This is a genomic window from Nitrospirillum amazonense (assembly GCF_007828045.1).
Taxonomy (GTDB): Bacteria; Pseudomonadota; Alphaproteobacteria; order Azospirillales; family Azospirillaceae; genus Nitrospirillum; species Nitrospirillum amazonense_C.
In genome coordinates, this window is record NZ_VITN01000023.1 from 1 (window position 1) to 17,114 (window position 17,114).

13 protein-coding genes are annotated in these 17,114 nt (G+C 65.9%); 10 read left to right on the top strand and 3 right to left on the bottom strand.

Annotated features, from left to right (window positions below):
* Nucleotides 1-94 precede the first annotated feature (94 nt).
* Nucleotides 95-982, bottom strand: a complete 888-nt coding sequence (locus tag FBZ89_RS25160) for a LysR family transcriptional regulator (RefSeq protein WP_145753229.1) — start codon at nt 980-982, stop codon at nt 95-97.
* Between the two features lie 126 nt (nt 983-1,108).
* Between FBZ89_RS25160 and FBZ89_RS25165 the strand changes: the two genes are divergently transcribed.
* The 3 genes from FBZ89_RS25165 to FBZ89_RS25175 are packed head-to-tail and all read left to right on the top strand — an operon-like array spanning nt 1,109 to nt 4,236.
* Nucleotides 1,109-2,431, top strand: a complete 1,323-nt coding sequence (locus tag FBZ89_RS25165; RefSeq protein WP_145753231.1) for an LLM class flavin-dependent oxidoreductase — start codon at nt 1,109-1,111, stop codon at nt 2,429-2,431.
* A gap of 9 nt (nt 2,432-2,440) precedes the next feature.
* Nucleotides 2,441-3,430 carry a zinc-dependent alcohol dehydrogenase family protein gene (locus FBZ89_RS25170; RefSeq protein WP_145753233.1) on the top strand — a complete coding sequence of 330 codons (990 nt, stop codon included), beginning with the start codon at nt 2,441-2,443 and terminating at the stop codon, nt 3,428-3,430.
* Between the two features lie 59 nt (nt 3,431-3,489).
* Complete coding sequence (locus FBZ89_RS25175; RefSeq protein WP_145753235.1) at nt 3,490-4,236, top strand: SDR family NAD(P)-dependent oxidoreductase; 747 nt, start codon at nt 3,490-3,492, stop codon at nt 4,234-4,236.
* Between the two features lie 146 nt (nt 4,237-4,382).
* On the opposite strand, the gene FBZ89_RS25180 is transcribed toward FBZ89_RS25175, so the two are convergent.
* Nucleotides 4,383-5,264, bottom strand: coding sequence for a LysR family transcriptional regulator (locus FBZ89_RS25180; protein ID WP_145753237.1), 882 nt, complete (start codon nt 5,262-5,264; stop codon nt 4,383-4,385).
* Nucleotides 5,265-6,247: 983 nt separating this feature from the next.
* Between FBZ89_RS25180 and FBZ89_RS25185 the strand changes: the two genes are divergently transcribed.
* The 7 genes from FBZ89_RS25185 (at nt 6,248) to FBZ89_RS25215 (ending at nt 16,404) form a co-directional block, all read left to right on the top strand.
* Nucleotides 6,248-7,096 (top strand): alpha/beta fold hydrolase, encoded by an 849-nt coding sequence (locus FBZ89_RS25185; RefSeq protein ID WP_145753239.1) that lies wholly within the window; start codon nt 6,248-6,250, stop codon nt 7,094-7,096.
* 241 nt (nt 7,097-7,337) lie between these two features.
* Nucleotides 7,338-8,084, top strand: coding sequence for an SDR family NAD(P)-dependent oxidoreductase (locus FBZ89_RS25190; RefSeq protein WP_145753240.1), 747 nt, complete (start codon nt 7,338-7,340; stop codon nt 8,082-8,084).
* Between the two features lie 63 nt (nt 8,085-8,147).
* Entirely contained in the window at nt 8,148-8,780 is a 633-nt protein-coding gene (locus FBZ89_RS25195; protein ID WP_145753242.1) for a glutathione S-transferase family protein, read from the top strand.
* Between the two features lie 121 nt (nt 8,781-8,901).
* Complete coding sequence (locus FBZ89_RS25200; protein ID WP_145753244.1) at nt 8,902-11,589, top strand: M1 family metallopeptidase; 2,688 nt, start codon at nt 8,902-8,904, stop codon at nt 11,587-11,589.
* 185 nt (nt 11,590-11,774) lie between these two features.
* Nucleotides 11,775-14,624 (top strand): protein kinase domain-containing protein, encoded by a 2,850-nt coding sequence (locus FBZ89_RS25205; RefSeq protein ID WP_145753246.1) that lies wholly within the window; start codon nt 11,775-11,777, stop codon nt 14,622-14,624.
* Between the two features lie 124 nt (nt 14,625-14,748).
* Nucleotides 14,749-15,729, top strand: coding sequence for a helix-turn-helix transcriptional regulator (locus FBZ89_RS25210; protein ID WP_186457573.1), 981 nt, complete (start codon nt 14,749-14,751; stop codon nt 15,727-15,729).
* A gap of 72 nt (nt 15,730-15,801) precedes the next feature.
* The gene (locus FBZ89_RS25215; RefSeq protein ID WP_145753249.1) at nt 15,802-16,404 is read left to right on the top strand and encodes an ECF-type sigma factor; all 603 of its coding nucleotides are present in this window, start codon (nt 15,802-15,804) and stop codon (nt 16,402-16,404) included.
* Here the strand turns inward: FBZ89_RS25215 and FBZ89_RS25220 are convergent.
* Nucleotides 16,389-17,000, bottom strand: coding sequence for a TetR/AcrR family transcriptional regulator (locus FBZ89_RS25220; RefSeq protein ID WP_186457574.1), 612 nt, complete (start codon nt 16,998-17,000; stop codon nt 16,389-16,391). The two genes, FBZ89_RS25215 and FBZ89_RS25220, sit on opposite strands and share 16 nt — an antisense overlap.
* Between the last annotated feature and the right edge of the window lie 114 nt (nt 17,001-17,114).

Consider the following 17,114-nt stretch of genomic DNA (forward strand, 5'->3'; position numbering starts at 1 on the left):
CAACATCCGTCGACATGACTTCCATGGCGAATGGAACTACACCATTTCGCCAAACACACCGACCAGATTGAAGCGATAATTTATCAACAGACCCTTAGTGCGGCTGGTTAATATTAAAATCCTCGATCAGAAAGTCGATAAACGCACGTGCTGCCGACCGTGTGGCCCGGCCAAGAGGAAAATACGCATGCACCCGCGTGGAGGCCATCTCCCAAGCGGGCAGCAGCCTGACCAGCGCGCCCTCTTCAATTTCGCGCCGGCATGCCCACCAGCCTATCGACGTGACGCCCAAGCCGGCGACCGCTCCTGCGACCGCTCCTTCATTGTCGCTGAATGAGATCGTGGGGCTGACCTCCACGGCCTCCCTGTGTCCGTCCCGGGTGAAAACCCACGCGGTCTCGGGTGCCGCCGCCGGGCCAAAAACGATCCGGTGGCCCACGAGATCCTGTGGATTGCGAGGGGTGCCAAAACGTTCCAGATAGCCTGGCGACGCGACAACCAGACGGGCGTAGCTCGTCAGCAAGCGAGCCGTGGCGTTTGAATCCGGAAGCGTGCCGATGCGGATCGCTACGTCCACGGCGTCACGCACCAAATCCTGCCGACGATCGTCCAAAACGACCTGCAAATGCAGCTTGGGGTGACGCTCGGTGAAGCGCGGCAGGCGGGCGATGATTTCCCGGACCCCGGCGCTGGTCGGCATACCAACCCGAAGCGTGCCGCGCAATTCGTCTTGGCGAACGCTGTGTCCCGCGTCCTCCAACTGATCGAGGATGGTTTCGACCCGCCCGAGATATTCCATGCCAGCCTCCGTTGGAACCACGGCTCGCGTCGTACGCGCCAACAGGAGGACCCCAAGTTCCGCTTCAAGTTCGGCAACAGCCCTGGACGCTTGGGACTGAGATATGGACAGTTCCCGCGCCGCCGCCGAAAAGCTGCGCAATCTTGCAACTCTGGAAAATATCTTGAGGTTGAACGTATCCATTTCGGCCTCCAGCGCCCATATTTATCCTAAAACTGGATAGATGATAACCAAGAACACCGGCTAGTTCCCCTCCTCGCGATGGGTCATCTCTAGGGCACCAGACAGCCCTGGCTACGAGATTTCAAGATGACCGCCCGCCGCCAACTCCATCTCAGCGCCTTCATGCGCCCCGCCGCGATCCATACCGGCGCCTGGCGGTATCCAGGCGCTGATCCGCAGGCCAATTTCAGCCTCGATCAGATGCGCCGGTCCATCCGTCGCTTGGAAGCGGCCAAGTTCGACGCGTTCTTCATGGCCGATCACCTGGCCCTTCTGAACATGCCGATGTCAGCACTCCGGCGCAGCCACACCGTAACCTCCTTCGAACCCTTCACGCTGTTGTCGGCCCTTGCGATGGAAACGGACCGGATAGGGCTTGTCGCGACCGCCTCCACCACCTTCGACGCGCCCTACCATATCGCCCGCCGTTTTGCCTCTCTCGATCACATCAGCGGAGGACGCGCCGGCTGGAACGTCGTTACCACCGCCAACCCCGACGCGGCCCTCAATTTTGGCTTTCCGATCCAGATGGATCATGACGAGCGCTACGGACTCGCCCGTGAATTTGTCGACGTCGTCACCGGCCTTTGGGACAGCTTCGCCGACGATGCCTTCGTCCGGGACCAGGAGAGCGGCATCTTCGTCGATCCCGCCCGAATCCATGTCCTGAACCATCAAGGCGCCTCACACGCCGTGCGCGGCCCCCTCAACATCGCCCGCCCACCGCAAGGATGGCCGGTAATCGTGCAGGCCGGCGCCTCCGATGCCGGCCGGCAGTTGGCGGCGGAGGTCGCAGAGGTCGTTTTCGGCGCTCCGTCCTCGCTTGAGGCCGCGCGCGCCTATTATGAGGATCTTCGCGAGCGCATGGCCGCGGTCGGCCGACGTCCTGAGACACTGCGCTATCTTCCAGGCGCCTTCATTGTCGTCGCTCCAACACTGGAGGAGGCGGCGGACCGGCGGGCGAAGCTCGATTCCCTCATTCACTATGAAAGCGGCATCGGCTCGCTCAATTCGATGCTCGGCTTCGACGTATCGGGCTTCGATCCCGACGGCCCGCTGCCCGAGATCCCCGAGACCAACGGGGGCCAATCACAGCGCGAACGCATGGTGACGCTGGCCAGGAGCAAAGGCCTCACCATCCGCGAATTGGCCCAGGCGGCGGGCGCTTACGGCGGATTCGCCTTCGTCGGCACGGCGGCCACGATCGCCGACCAGATGGAGGAATGGCTGCGGTCGGAGGCCTGCGACGGCTTCAACGTCATGTTCCCCTGGCTGCCCGGCGGTCTCGATGACGTCGTCGACCTGCTCATTCCCGAATTGCAGCGGCGGGGACTGTTCCGCCGCGACTACCAGGGCCGAACCCTTCGGGATCACCTCGGGTTGCAGCGCCCTTCCAACCGCTTCTTCTAGGAGACCGCTATGCCCCGCGTCGTCACCTTCACCCAATACGGCCCGCCCGAGGTCCTGAAAATTATCGACTCCGAAATCCCCGCGCCCGGGCCGGACGAGATCCGCATTCGCGTCAAGGCAATTGGCCTCAACCGCGCCGAGGCGATGTGGCGGACCGGAAACTATGTCGAGCCGGTCAAGCTGCCCGGGCGTCTCGGCTACGAATGTTCTGGAATCGTCGACGCGGTCGGCGCCGCGGTCACACATCTGGCGGTCGGCGACGAAGTGACGACCATGGCCGCCTTTTCGATGAACGATTACGGCGTTTACGGAGAACTGGTGCTCGTTCCCGCCAAGGCCACCGTCAAGAAGCCGGCTAGCCTGTCGTTCGAACAGGCCACCGCCTTGTGGAGCACGTTCGTCACCCCTTGGGGCGCCTTTTTCGAGAGGACACCGCTGATGGACCGGGACACCGTTCTCATTCCCGCCGCGTCGAGCGGCGTCGGTCTGGGCGCGATCCAGGTGGCGAAGCTGACCGGTGCCAAAGTTGTCGCCCTCAGCCGCGGCAGCACCAAGACCGCCCATCTTCTCGAAGCCGGCGCGGACCACGTGATCGCGACCGAGGAACAGGATCTCGTCGCGGAAGTGTCGCGCATCACCGGTGGCAAAGGCGCCACGGTCGCGTTCGATCCGGTCGGCGGCCCCACGTTTTCGAAGCTGGTCGAAGCGATGGCCGCCGGTGGCACGATCCATGTCTACGGCGCGCTCAGCGAGCAGGTAACCCCGTTGCCGATGCTGCCAATGGTGCGCAAGGAGTTGCTGGTCCGGGGCTACAACATCTTCGGCATCACCAAGTCGGCCGAGCGTCAAGCAAAGGTCGCCAAGTTCATCTTCGACAATGTCGCGGCCGGCAAGCTCAAGATCGCCATCGCCGGGACCTTCACGTTGGACGAGATCGTCGCGGCGCATCGCGCCCTCGAGCAGAACCGCCATGTCGGCAAGCTCGTCGTCACGGTCTAAGCGCCGCCCTCCCCCTTTACCCCCCGCGGCACACGCCGCTTTTTCCAAAGGACATCATCATGAGCAAACTTACCGGTAAAGTCGCGATCGTCACCGGCGCTTCCAAGGGCATCGGGGCCGCCATCGCGAAGTCGCTGGCCGCCGAGGGCGCCAGCGTCGTCGTCAATTACGCGTCGAGCAAAGAGGGTGCCGACAAGATCGTCGATGGCATCGTCGCCGCCGGTGGCAAGGCCGTCGCGGTCAAGGGCAACGTCTCCAAGGCCGATGACGCCAAGACCATCGTCGAAGCCGCCATCACGGCTTTTGGCAAGCTCGACGTGCTGGTGAACAACGCGGGCGTCTATGACATGAAGCCGCTCGAAGAGATCACCGAAGCGCATTTCCACGCGCAATTCGATGTCAATGTGCTGGGCCTGCTGCTGATGAGCAAGGAAGCCGTCAAGCATCTGCCCAAGGGCGGCGCCATCGTCAATGTCGGTTCGACGGTCTCGCGCGTCACCCCGCCCGCCTCGGCGGTCTACACGGCCACCAAGGGCGCGGTCGATGCCGTCACCGGCGTGCTGTCGCGGGAACTGGGCCCGAAGGGCATCCGAGTCAATTCGGTCAATCCCGGCCTGGTCGAAACCGAAGGCACCCATACCGCCGGGTTCATCGGTTCCGAGTTCGATGATTGGATCGTCGCCAGCACGCCGCTGGGCCGTATCGGCCAGCCAACCGACATCGCTTCGGTCGCCACCTTCCTGGCGTCCGACGAGGCCGGTTGGCTGACCGGCCAGCGCCTGATCACCAGCGGCGGCATGCAGTAAGCCACCACGGTTGAGGGCTCCGACTTGCCTGTCGGAGCCCTCGACCTATCGATCATGCCGGGACAGTGCCTGCCGACCACGCGAGTTGATCATCCGACCGCGTTCACGGACGCCCGAGGGTCAACCAGGAAAGTCGGCTGCTCATCCTACGGTCGCAACTGCTCCACCCGCGAAAGGAACCGCGCCAGCATGGGCGACGAGTTGGTCCGGCTATAGCCGACGACCAGGTCGATGCGCGGCGGCTCCCCGGCCAAGGGGCGGCTGGTGACCGACCAGGGCAGGAAATTCTCGGCATAGGCCGGCAGCAGCGCCACGCCCCGGGTGGACGCGATCAGCGACATGGCCATGGTCAGGTTGTGCACCCGATGCGCCGGCTCCAGGTCCAAGCCGCTGGCGGCCAGGTAGTCCTCGATCGCCCGGCGCATGGGACCGGCGATGCTGGACCCACCGATGAATACCTCTCCCGCCAGTTCCCTCACGTCAACCTGCTGGCAGGTGGCCAGGCGATGATCGCTGGGCATGACAACGACGAAAGGCTCTGATGCGACCTGGATGTAATCCAGATCCGGGCGGTTGGGCTCACGCCGCATGAAGGCGATATCCAAACGCCCCGTAGCCAGTCCATCGGCCAGTTCCGGCGAATTCTCGCTGGAGACCGTCATGTCGATCTTCTGCAGATCGGTACCCAGCACACGCGTCGTCGCCGCCAGCCAATTAACCTCCTGTCCGCTGAGGAACCCCACGGCGAACAGCGGCTTCAATGGCTTGGCCGCTCGCCGGGCCGCCTCGCGCGCGGCGTCGACCTGAGCCAGGGCCAGACGGGCGTGATCCAGGAACACGCGCCCCGCCTCTGTCAACTCCACCCCACGCGGGCTACGCACCAGCAACTGGGCGCCGATCTCATGCTCCAAGTCACGGATTTGACGGCTCAGCGATGGTTGAGCGGTGTGCAGGCGCCGCTCCGCGGCGACGGTGAGGCTGCCCTCCTCCGCCACGGCCACGAAGTAGCGCAAATGTCTCAATTCCATCGAGACCTCATCGAGTGATCGGGCGCAATGCGCCACCGTACCCAAACACCATCCAAGCGGCTGACGATATACCTTATAAGCATGGATGTCAGGCTTACAAAGTCTTTCGCGCCCTGGATTTCGCTCCCCCCATCTCGGTCATCGGGCCGACGCCTTGCTGCAGAAAGCGACATAACAATTTGATAAAAATAGCATATTTTTCTGTTGGGTTGTGGCGCGGCCTCGTGCTGTCAACGCCGTCGACCGACCTGACGAATTGGCCAGCCGGTTTCGCCCCGCCAGGAAAGGCATGCCCCATACCCTGTTTCGCCCCGTCGATCGTCCGCCAGGAAGAGGCCAACCATGTGTCCTTCATCCTGTACCCGGAGCGCTTCGTGAAGCACGTCGAATTCTTGGAAAGAACCGACACCTTCGCCTGAAGTTCCGCGCCCATACAGGTCCGATTACGCCGCTCCCGTCCAACCGCCGACGACTTGCACCCAAGACGGGGCGGCACTGGCTCGCGAAAATCCCGCCACCATCCGCAGACGGGAAGGCATCACCCCTCCCCCGGCCTGTCGGGTGATGCGCGCGTTTCATCCCATCAACAGCGAGATCAGCGCCCCTCCAAGAACAGGGAAAGAGCCTTGCGAATCAATGCGCTAGAGGCCGGCACCATCCCCGCCGCGCCGCAAGCGCTGATGTAACCAACTCGAAAATGCCCATGCCTGTCAGGCATGACCACCAGCTCACAAAGTCTTTTTCACCGCGCTTCGAAGTCCTTAAATTCCAGTTATCGGATCGATCGATGATCCACTCCGAACCCAATGAAACCGGCCTTCCGCCGCTACCGGAGTCCAGGCTCCCGGCCCTGAGCAACAGACCAACCATTTCACGGCGCCGCCCGGGCTATGGAGTTCGAGGACCTGGTCACCCCAACTGGAAAAGCATGCCCGGCCACTGCGCCGGCCTCTGCAATCCATTCCTTTCCGAGGAGTCATGACATGACCACCCATACCCACCAGACCGCCCCGACCCAGTATGTCGAGGCCAACGGCATCCGCTTCGCCTACCGCCGCTTCGGTAAGCCCGGCACCGTGCCCGTAGTGTTCAACCAGCACTACGCCGGCACCATGGACTACTGGGACCCGACGGTGACCGATGGCCTGGCCCAGGATCGTGAGGTGATCCTGTTCAACAACGCCGGCGTCTCCTCCAGTTCGGGCGAAGTGCCCACCACCTTCGAGGAAATGGGCGCCAACGCCATCGCCTTCATCCGGGCGCTGGGCTTGACCAAGGTCGACGTGCTGGGGATTTCCATCGGCGGCTTCGTCGCCCAGGAAATCACGCTGCAGGCCCCGGACCTGGTGCGCAAGCTGATCCTCATCGGCACCGGCCCCCGCGGTGGTGAGGGGATGGGCGGTCTGACGCAGGAAGCCCAGAAGATCTTCAGCACGACATTCGACCCGCCGGAACATCTTTGGCTGGCCGTCCACTTCGGCCCGTCCGAAGCCGCCCGGACGGCCGGCAAAGCCTTCCTGGAGCGCAAGCACCGGCGCCAGGCGGGCCGTGATCCGGAGATGACGGAAGCCGCCGGCAACCGCCAGATCGAGGCCGTCATCAAGTGGGGCGAACGGCGCCCGGACGCGTACGACTATCTGAAGGCCATCCAGCAGCCGACGCTGGTGGTGAATGGCAACAAGGACGTGATCATCTACACGATCAACTCCTTCATCCTGCAGCAGAACCTCCCGAACGCGCACCTGATCCTCTACCCCGACAGCAATCATGGCGCGCCCTACCAATACCCCGAGCTGTTCGTGAAGCAGGCCACGCTGTTCCTGGACGCCTGAGTCCCGACCCCCAAGTCCCGATCGAGCGTCCGCCCCCCGGGGTTAACTGCCCCCCGGGGACGGCGGCCAGGGGGCGGCCGCGGTTCCCCCTCCGCTGAATCATGGCCGCCCCCACCCTTTCCCCTTCTTCTGAACCCGACCTCGCTTCCGCCCGAGGATGGCCCTGAGCGGCTCCGGCATCCCCTCGCCACGCGCGCGCATGCCCCCTTTAAGCCCCCCCACCAACGCAAGGAACACCGCCATGAATTCGCTTTCCGGCAAAACCGCCCTGGTCACCGGCGCTTCCCGTGGCATCGGCCGCGCCAGCGCCCTTGCCTTGGCCAAGGCTGGGGCCCAGGTCCTGGTCCACTACAGCCAAGGCAAGGATGAGGCCGCCGCCGTGGTCGACGACATTCGCCGGGGTGGCGGCCGGGCCGAGACCGTATCGGCCGACCTGGCCGCCGCCGACGGAGCCCACCAGTTGGCCCGCCAGGTCCGCGCCATCGTCGGCGACCGGTTGGACATCCTGGTCGCCAATGCCGGCGTGTCCAAGGCCGCGACCATCGAGGAAACGACGGTGGAGGACTTCGACCGCCTGTTCGCCGTCAATGTCCGCGCCCCGTTCTTCCTGGTGCAGCAGCTGCTGCCCATCCTGCACGAAGGCAGCAGCGTCACCTTGCTGTCCTCACTGGCGGCGCGGGCCGCCGTGGGCACGCTGTACGCCTATGCCGCGACCAAAGGCGCCGTCGACACGCTGGTGAAGCACTTCGCGGCCGCCCTGGGCCCGCGCGGCATCCGCGTCAACGCCGTGGCGCCGGGTGTCGTCCAGACCGACATGTCAAACTTCACCAAGACCGAAGCGGGCCGCGACTTCACGCTCAGCATGCAGGCCCTGAAGCGCCTGGCCACGCCGGAGGACATCGGTGACGTCATCGCCTTCCTGGCCTCGGACAGCGCCCGCTGGATCACCGGCGAGACCGTCCGCGTGGACGGCGGCTCCAAGCTGTGACCCACACCGCGTAGCCCAGTCCGGGGGCGGCCGCCGCGGCCCCCTCTTCCAAGGACCCCCCTCATGAAACTCTATCATTCCAACGGTTCCCCCCACGCCCGCCGCGTCCGCATCCTGATCGCGGAAAAGGGGCTGGACATCGAACTGATCCCGGTGGACCTGGGCGCCAAAGAGCAATTCTCCCCCGCCTACCGCGCCATCAACCCGCGCGCCGTGGTTCCCACCCTGGTGTTGGACGACGGCACGGCCATCGGCGAGGTGCCGGCCATCCAGCGCTATCTGGAGGAGGCCTTCCCCGAGCGGCCCTTGCTGGGCACGACGACCAAGGAAAAGGCCGTCATCACCATGTGGGACCGCCGGGCGGAGCAGGAGGGTTTCCTTCCCGCGATCGAGGCCGTGCGCAACGCCGTCGCAGGCCTGAAAGGCCGCGCGCTGTCCGGCCCCCATGCCTACGACCAGATCCCCGAGTTGGTGGAGCGCGGTCGCCTACGGGTCGCCAACTTCTACCGCGACTTCGACGCGCGCCTCAGGGAAGCGCCCTTCGTCGCCGGAGACCGCTACTCCGTGGCGGATATCACGGCCCTGGCCGCCGTCGACTTCGCCGCCAAGGCGCTGGACCTGCCCATCCCGCCGGAAGCCATCGCCCTGAAGCGCTGGCACGACGCGGTCGCCGCCCGCCCCAGCGCCCAGGCTTAACCCCACAGACTACGCCCGCCGGTTTCGGGCGCATCCCACCTTGGAAGCCTGGCACGGCGCGACCGGGACGCATCCCGGCCGTGCCGTGCCAGGCGCTCGCCGACAGAGCGGAGATTTGGCGATGGCCTTCACATTCCATGCTCAAACGAGCCATCGCCGCAATTGGCTGGCCGTGGCGGTGACGACGTTCCTGTTGCTTGCACCCGACGCGGGCTTGGCGCAAACGGCCTTGGATGTGGAGGCCGTTCCCCGGGGAATGCTGGCCGACACGGTCCAGCCGACCGCCTACCGGCTGGATTTGACGATCCTGCCGGAACAGCCCCGCTTCAACGGCCATGCTGAGATCGACGTCCAACTGCAACGGGAGGCGGCGCAGATTTTCCTGCACGGGAAGGACCTGACGGTCATCCGCGCCACCGCGCGGACCAGCAGTGGAACGGTGCTGGCGCAATGGTCGGAGGTGGAGCGCAGCGGCGTCGCGCGGCTGATATTCGCCGACCCCCTTCCGGCCGGTGCGGTGACGCTGTCCTTCGACTACTCCGCCCCCTACACCGACACGCCCTCGGGCTTCTATCATCTGAAATCCGGTGGGGAATGGTACAGCTGGACCCACCTGGAGCCTAGCCTCGCCCGGCAGGCCTTCCCGAGCTTTGACGAACCCCGGTTCAAGACCCCCTTCACCGTGGTGATCCGCACGCATCCCGGACTGACGGCGGTCAGCAACATGCCGGAGGTGGCCGTTGAGCATGAGGACGACCTGGACGCCCACCGCTTCGCCCCCACTCCACCGCTGCCCACCTATCTGGTGGCGCTAAACGTGGGGCCATTCATCCAGGCGGTCGGCACCGTTCCGCCCACACCACAGCGGCCGGCGCCCCTGCCCCTGCGCATCCTGGCGCCGCAAGCGCAGGCCGGCCGGTTGGACACGGCCCTGCGCGAGACCCCACCCATCCTCTCGCTGCTGGAAAACTATTTCGGCCAAGCCTTCCCTTTCCCCAAGCTGGACCAGATCGCCACACCCGACCTCAGCGGCGCCATGGAGAACGCCGGGGCGGATCTCTACGGCGAGCGCATCCTGTTGATCAGCCCGGACGCCAGCACGGAGGACCGCCGGCATTTCGGCGACGCCCTCTCGCATGAGCTGTCGCACCAATGGTTCGGCGATCTGGTCACGCCGCGCTGGTGGGACGACACCTGGCTGAACGAAAGCTTCGCCAACTGGATGGGATTCCACATCGGCGACGCCTGGCGGCCGGACCTGGGGATCGGGATCGAGGGCAAGGTGGCGGCGTTCCGCGCCATGGAAACCGACGCTCTGGATGTCGGTCGGCCCATCCACCAGCCCGTAACGACCACGGACGAGGCCGGCGACACTTTCGACACCATCACCTACGGCAAGGGCGCCCAGGTGGTGGGCATGATCGCCGCCTACCTGGGAGAGGAGCGTTTCAAAACCGCCGTGCGGCTGCACCTGTCGCGCCACCCTTACGGCACCGCCACGGCGGATGATTTCTTTCAGGCCCTGTCGGATACCGCCGGCGACCCGCAGATCCTGGCGGCCATGCACAGCTTCATCGACCAGCCGGGCGTGCCGCTGGTCACCATCAGCCGCGCGGGCAACGGGCTGGTCGCCACCCAGACACGCTACACACCTCTGAGCGATGCAGTGGACAGTCATGCCAAGCTCCAGACCTGGTCCATACCCTTCTGCCTGCGCGCCGGGCCGGCACAGGCCTGCCGGCTGCTGGGGGCGGAGCCGACCAGCCTGGAGGCGCCGCCCGCCCCATTCCTCATGCCCAACGTGGATGGCGCCGGATACTACCGTTTCGACTTGCCGTCGGCCGACTGGCGCCAACTGATCGCCCATCTGCCGGAGTTGCCGACGGCGGAGGCCCTGGCCGCCGACGACAGCCTGTGGGCATCCTTCGCCGCCGGTCGGACGGGGGCCGGCCTGCTGTTGGCCGAGACGCGCTCGCTTGCGGCGCATCCCAACACCGACGCGGCCCTGGCCGGCGTCACCCGCCTGGGCATCCTGGTCCATCGCGGCTATGTGACGCCGGAAGCGATGATGGCCTACCGGCGCTTCGTCAGCCGGATATTGACGCCCCAGGCCCAGGCGTTGGGCCTGGACCCGCGCGCGGGCACCCATGATGGCGAACCGGACGAACGGCGGAACCGGCGCCAACAGGTGGCCCTGCTGCTGGTGCGGGAGGCGGCGGACGCCCCCCTGTCCGCCCGCTTGGCGGTTGCCGCCCAGCAATACCTCGCGGGTGACCGCCAGGCGGTGAGCGAAAGCCTCATGGACAGCGCCTTCATCGCCTATGCCCGGCGGGGCGGTCTGCCCGCCGTGCGACGGCTGGTGGAACGGGCGTTGTCCAGCGACGACCCCGTCTTCCGGGATGCCGCCCTGGACGCCGCCGCGTCCACCGACATGCCGGTGGTGGCCACCTGGCTGCTGACCCTGGAGGACGCCCGTCTGCGCCGGGGCGAACGCATGGCCCTGCTCCATGGTCTGGCGGCGGCCTCCGCCACGCGAGACCTGACGGCGCGCTGGATCCTGGACAGCTACGACCGGGTGATCGGCGCACCCAACGGCGCCCCATACACCCGTCGCCTGCCCTTCCTGATGTCGGCCCATTGTTCCGCCACCATGGCGGACGAGGTCGAGCGCCGCTTCGGTGTCCTGATGCGCCAGGACGGCGACGCCTTGGACTTCGACCGCATGCAGGAGCGGACGCGGCGCTGCGCCAGTCTCAAGATGGCCAGGAGCGTGGAATTAAGCCGCGCCCTGATGAACATGGACCATTGAACGGCGCCCGCCTGCCGACGTCGGCGGCGGGCCGGGAAACACGACTCTCTCATGCCTAGGCGGGCCAAAGGGGTTGTGGCCATACTGCCGGCAATCGGGGCGTGAAATTTCATGGAAAAAGCGGGTTGCTGGATGCGCTGAGCGGCGGCCCCCGCCACCTGGACATTAGCGGATGGGGCTTCGCCATGTCGAACAAGAACACCGTGGATTGGGCGCGCGTCGACGCGGCGCTGGACGAGTTGATGGATCTGCCCGCCCAGGCGCGGCCGGAGGCGATCATCCGGTTGGCGGCGGGCGACCCGCAGTTGCAGCGGGAGCTGGAGACGCTGGCAGCGGAGCTGGACCGTGACGACACCTGGCTGGACCGCCCCGCGGCGGAACTGGTGATGGAGGCCGATCAGGCCCGTCCGGTGGGCGGCCTGGCGCCCGGCCAGCGGGTGGGGGCCTACCGCATCGTCGCGATGATCGGCCGCGGCGGCATGGGCGAGGTCTACCGGGCGGAGCGGGCGGACGGCCATTTCCAACAGCAGGTGGCCCTGAAGCTGATCCGCCACGACGCCATCGACCATATCGAGCGTTTTCAGGCGGAACGGGAAATCCTGGCCCAGTTGGAGCATCCCGGCATCACCCGCATCTATGATGGCGGCCTGCTGGACGGCCAGCCCTACATGGTCATGGAACTGGTGACCGGCCAGCCCATCACGGACTGGTGCCGCGACCATCACCTGGGCCTGGACGATCGCCTGAAACTGTTCCTGACCGTTTGCGACGCTGTCGCCTACGCCCACCGCACCCTGATCGTCCACCGCGACCTGAAGCCCAGCAACATCCTGGTGACGCCGGAGGGCCAAGTGAAGCTGCTGGACTTCGGCATCGCCAAGCGCATCGCCGCCACCGCCGACGCCGCCACGCTGCAGTTGCCCCTGACGCCCAGCTACGCCGCACCGGAACAGCTTACAGGCAGCACCATCAGCACCGCCACGGACGCCTACGCCCTGGGCATGCTGCTGTTCGAACTGCTGGTCGGCGTCCGTCCCTGGGCGCTGGACGAGATGCCGCTCGCGGTGGCGGTACGCACCGTGTTGCAGGAAACAGCGCCGGTGCTGCATGAGGTCATACCCCCACCCGGCATCGTCCCGCCCGTGCCCGCGAAGGCCCTGGCCGGCGACCTTAGCGCCATCGTCGCCAAAGCCCTGCGCAAGGAGCCCACCCACCGTTACGAAACGGTGGAGGCGCTGGCCCGCGACATCACCCGCATGCGCGAGGGGCACCCCGTCTCCGCCCGCGACGGGTCGCGTTTCTACGTCGTGGATCGCTTCGTGCGCCGCCACCGCTGGCCCATCGCGGCGGCGGCGGTCGTGCTGCTCACCCTGGTCGGCGGCCTGGGGGGCGTCACCTGGCAGTACCTACGGGCCCAGGAGGAAACCGTCCTCGCCCAGAAAGCGGCGACCCGGGCGGAAGCCATCAAATCCTTCGTGGTCGGCCTGTTCAGTGCGACAGATGATAAATTCCCCAAGGACAAGCAACGACGGGACGTATCGGCGGAAACGCTGCTGACGCTCGGCCTGAAGCGGGTGGAACGGGATTTCGCCCAGGATCCAGGCCTGGCTCTGGAACTCTATGGCATCACCAGCGACCTCTATCAGGCTCTGGATGATCCGGAGGGCCGCGCCGATGTCGCGGAGAAAAAGGCCGACTTGGCGCGCAAAGCCTTCGGCGAGACCCACCCGATGGCCCTTGAGGCGCTGCTGGACGAGGTGTCGGCCATCGACGATCTCGGCAGGAACCAAATCGACCGGATACGGGAGGTCATGGCCAGGCTTGATGTCCTGTTGCGGACATCCGGGCAGGACAACACCGGCTACCGCGCCCGCTGGTGGATGTATGAAGCAAACCTGCTAGGAGCCGATCCGCATACACAGGCGGAAATTCTTCCTGCTTACGACCGGGCCATCGACCTGTATGCGCGTTATGCCCCGAACGACTCCCATTACCCCTCAACCCTTCAGAACGCCGCGGTCCGGCATATGCGGAAGGGGGATTACGAGAAAGCGGCCTCCCTTTATCAGGAGGCGCTAGAGATATGGGGGCGCGACCCCCACGCGGACAATGGTCGCCACATTTCCATCACGCTGGGCAACCAGGCCATCGTCTTCGAGAAAATGGGCCGGATGGCCGACGCCGAACGGAATTATGAAAAGGCCGGACCCCTGGCGCTCGCCGCCTATGGCGTCGGCGGCGTTTATGGGTTCATCCGGGTCGAGCACGCGCGGCTGCTGCACCAGCTGGGCGAGCGGGAACGGTCGCTAGCCATCTTCACGGCGCTGCTCGACCAGATCGCGCACAGCCGCTCGTCCGGCGACACAGCCGCCGCGGTCAAGATGATCTACGGGAACTGCCTGAGGGCGGAGGGTCGCGCCGCCGAGGCCATTCCGCTTCTGCAGGAGATCCTGGACTACGTCATCGCCCATCCGGATGAAGCCCGCGACATCTGGGCCCTGAAGGCGATGCTGGGGCAAGCCTATGCCCAGGTCGGGCGTGCGGACGAGGCACGCGCCGCCCTGTCCTGGTCGCTGGAACAGTTCCTCGCCCATGAACCGAACGGGAAGGATACGCGGGACCTGCGCGGCGCATGGGCCTGGTTCCTCCTAGACCAGGGGGACGACAAGGCCGCCGCCCAGGTCATCGACGACGTCATCCGGGATGAGGCGCAACTGCGCATGGTTTCCACGACGCCGGCCCTGGCATGGGCCGGCCGCGCCCGCCTGGCGCTGAAGCGGGGCGATGCCCCAGCGGCGGCGGCGGCGATGGACAGCGCCTTCACCGCCTACGCCCAGGTCAAGGCGCTGCATGACGCGCGCGTCCACACCACCCTGCTGCTGACCCGCGCCACCATCCGGCTGGCCGCCGGAGACAAGGCGGGCGCCGCCCAGGACGCGAAGGAGGCGTTGGCCGACGCCCGCCGTATGGATGCGCCGGAAAGCCCGGTGATCCGCCAGGCGCAGGCGGCAGTCGCCGCCTCGGAAAAGCCCTGAACATTATCCAGTCGGGCATGTCCGGATTCGCTCGCGGATTGGGTTTTACCAAATGGGGGGTCTACGCATCGTGACGGCGGCCGCCCCAATGTGAACCCGGCATCCGTCACACGAGGGCATGGACATGTTCACCCCAGCGGCCGCTGTCCAGGACAACACTGTCGCCCCTTTCCCTTTTCGGCTCACCCCCGAGCGGCCCCACCACGCCGCGCACGGGGCCCATGGCGAGCGGCTGGCGGAGCAATTCCATCTGCCGTCGGTTCCGGCCCTGGTCGCAACGTTGCGCCCCTCCAACACCGTGCTGGCCGTCAGCCACCTCCAGACCCAGGCGCCACCACCGCTGCCGTCCCTGGCCTTCCCGCCGGAGGATGCCTATTTGGTTCTGCTGCACCTCCAACACCTGGCCGATCATCGTTTCTGGCTGGACGGCCGGGAAATCCCGGTGAGCGCATGCGACGCTGGCGCCGTCAGCATCGCCCATCTGGCCCACAATCCTGTCTGGCTCTTCGCGGCGCCGCTGGACGCGCTGGCGTTCTATATCCCCATGACCGCGCTGCAAGCGGTGGCGCGGCAGCATAACGCCCAGCCGCCACCCATCTTGCACTGCCCGCGCAACCAGCCGGATGCCACCGCCCTGCAACTGGGGTTCAACCTGCTGGCGCCCCTTAAGAAGGGACAATCCGGCGCCTTGTTCTTCACCGACCATGTGATGCAGGCCTTCTGCGCCTACATCGCCCAACGCTATGGCCGCATGGAGGTCGCCCGCCGGTTGCAGGGGGGCTTGACCCCGCGGCAAGAGCGACAGGCCAAGTCGTTGCTGATGTCCTCCATCCAAACCGGCGCCACGGTCGCGGAGGTGGCGGCGGCGGTGGGGCTGTCACCCAGTTATTTCCTGCGGGCCTTCCGCCAGTCCGTGGGCGAACCGCCGCGCCGCTGGCTGACGGCCCACAAACTGGAGCAGGCCAAGCGCTATTTGACGGAAACCGACATGCCCCTGGCCGAGGTCGCGGTCGCCTGCGGCTTCGGTGACCAGCCCTACCTCACCCGGCTGTTTACGCGACTGGTGGGCAAGCCGCCCGGGGCATGGCGCCGAGACCAGCGCTGATAGTCGCAACTGTTCCCCCCGCCCCTGATGAGGCATGATACCGCCTTAGCCAGCGGCGGGATGTGATCGGCCATGACGCAAGCGCTTCAAGACCTTGTCGACTATTCGGACTCGGCGGAAACGGCCCGCACCGCGGACATCCTGCTGCCGGTTTTCTATGACGAATTGCGCCGCCTGGCGAAACGGACGCGAGGACGGCGGGGAACCGGCGACACGCTGCAAACCACGGCGCTGATCCACGAAACCTACCTCAAGCTGCGCGAAACGCCGGGCTTCGCCGACGAAGCGCACTTCCTGCGCGCCTCGGCGCTGGCCATGCGTCATATCCTGGTGAACCATGCCCGCGACCGGCTGGCGGCCAAGCGCGGTGGCGGCGTCGAGATGGTCTCGCTGGAGGATTGCGAGGTGGCCACGGACGACTGCCACCTGCTGGAGGTCAATGAGGCGCTGGGACAACTGGCGGCCGTGAACCCGCGATGGGCGCGGTTGGTGGAGTGCCGCTTTTTCGCCGGCTTCAGCGAGACGGAAACGGCCAAGGCCCTGGGCATCACCGACCGTACCGTCCGCCGCGACTGGATCAAGGCCCGCGCGTGGCTGTTGCGCGAACTGTCCCCTTCCGGCGAACTCGTCCTCCCAACGCCGGATAAGACGATGGCCGATCAGACGGCAGGCTGAAGTTCCGCCGCCATCGCCGTTTCGAAGGGGCCGCCCCGGGAGCCGTAGCGCAGCAGGCTGGTGAAGACCTGCCGCTTGAACTGCAGCATCGGCCCTTCGTCGCGATAGACCTTGGACAACAGGATGGAGCCCTGTAGGGCGGCTATGATGATCCTGGCCAATCCCCCGGCATCCGTGCTGGCGGCCAATTCCTCCGCCACCACCGCGGCCGCCAGGCAGTCGGCGATGGATGCGGCCAACTCATCGAATATCTGCATCAGGCGCTGGCGCAACGCCTCGCTATGTTCCGGCACCTCGGCGCCCAAGTTGCCGTAGAAGCAGCCGCTGCGCATCTCCCCTTCACGCATGTGGGCGATACCGGCGTCGACATAGGCCTTCAGCCGTTCAAGGGGCGACAGATCGCCATTGCGCAAGGTGAGGTGCAGGACGGCACGGGTGTCCTCGAAATATAGGTCGAGGATCTCCAAACCAAATGCCTCCTTCGAGACGAAGTGGTTGGTGAACGATCCTTGAGGAACGCCGGCGGCCTGCACGATGTCACGCACGCTGGACCCGATAAAGCCCCGCCGATGCACCAGGCGGAGGCCTTCGGTCAAAATCTTTTCTCTATTGGAAATCCGTGCCATGTCACCAAATATGGTCGTACATATTTTGAGCGTCAAGAACGCCTCATCCCCCCTATGCACACGCCTGACCGGCGTGCCGATCCC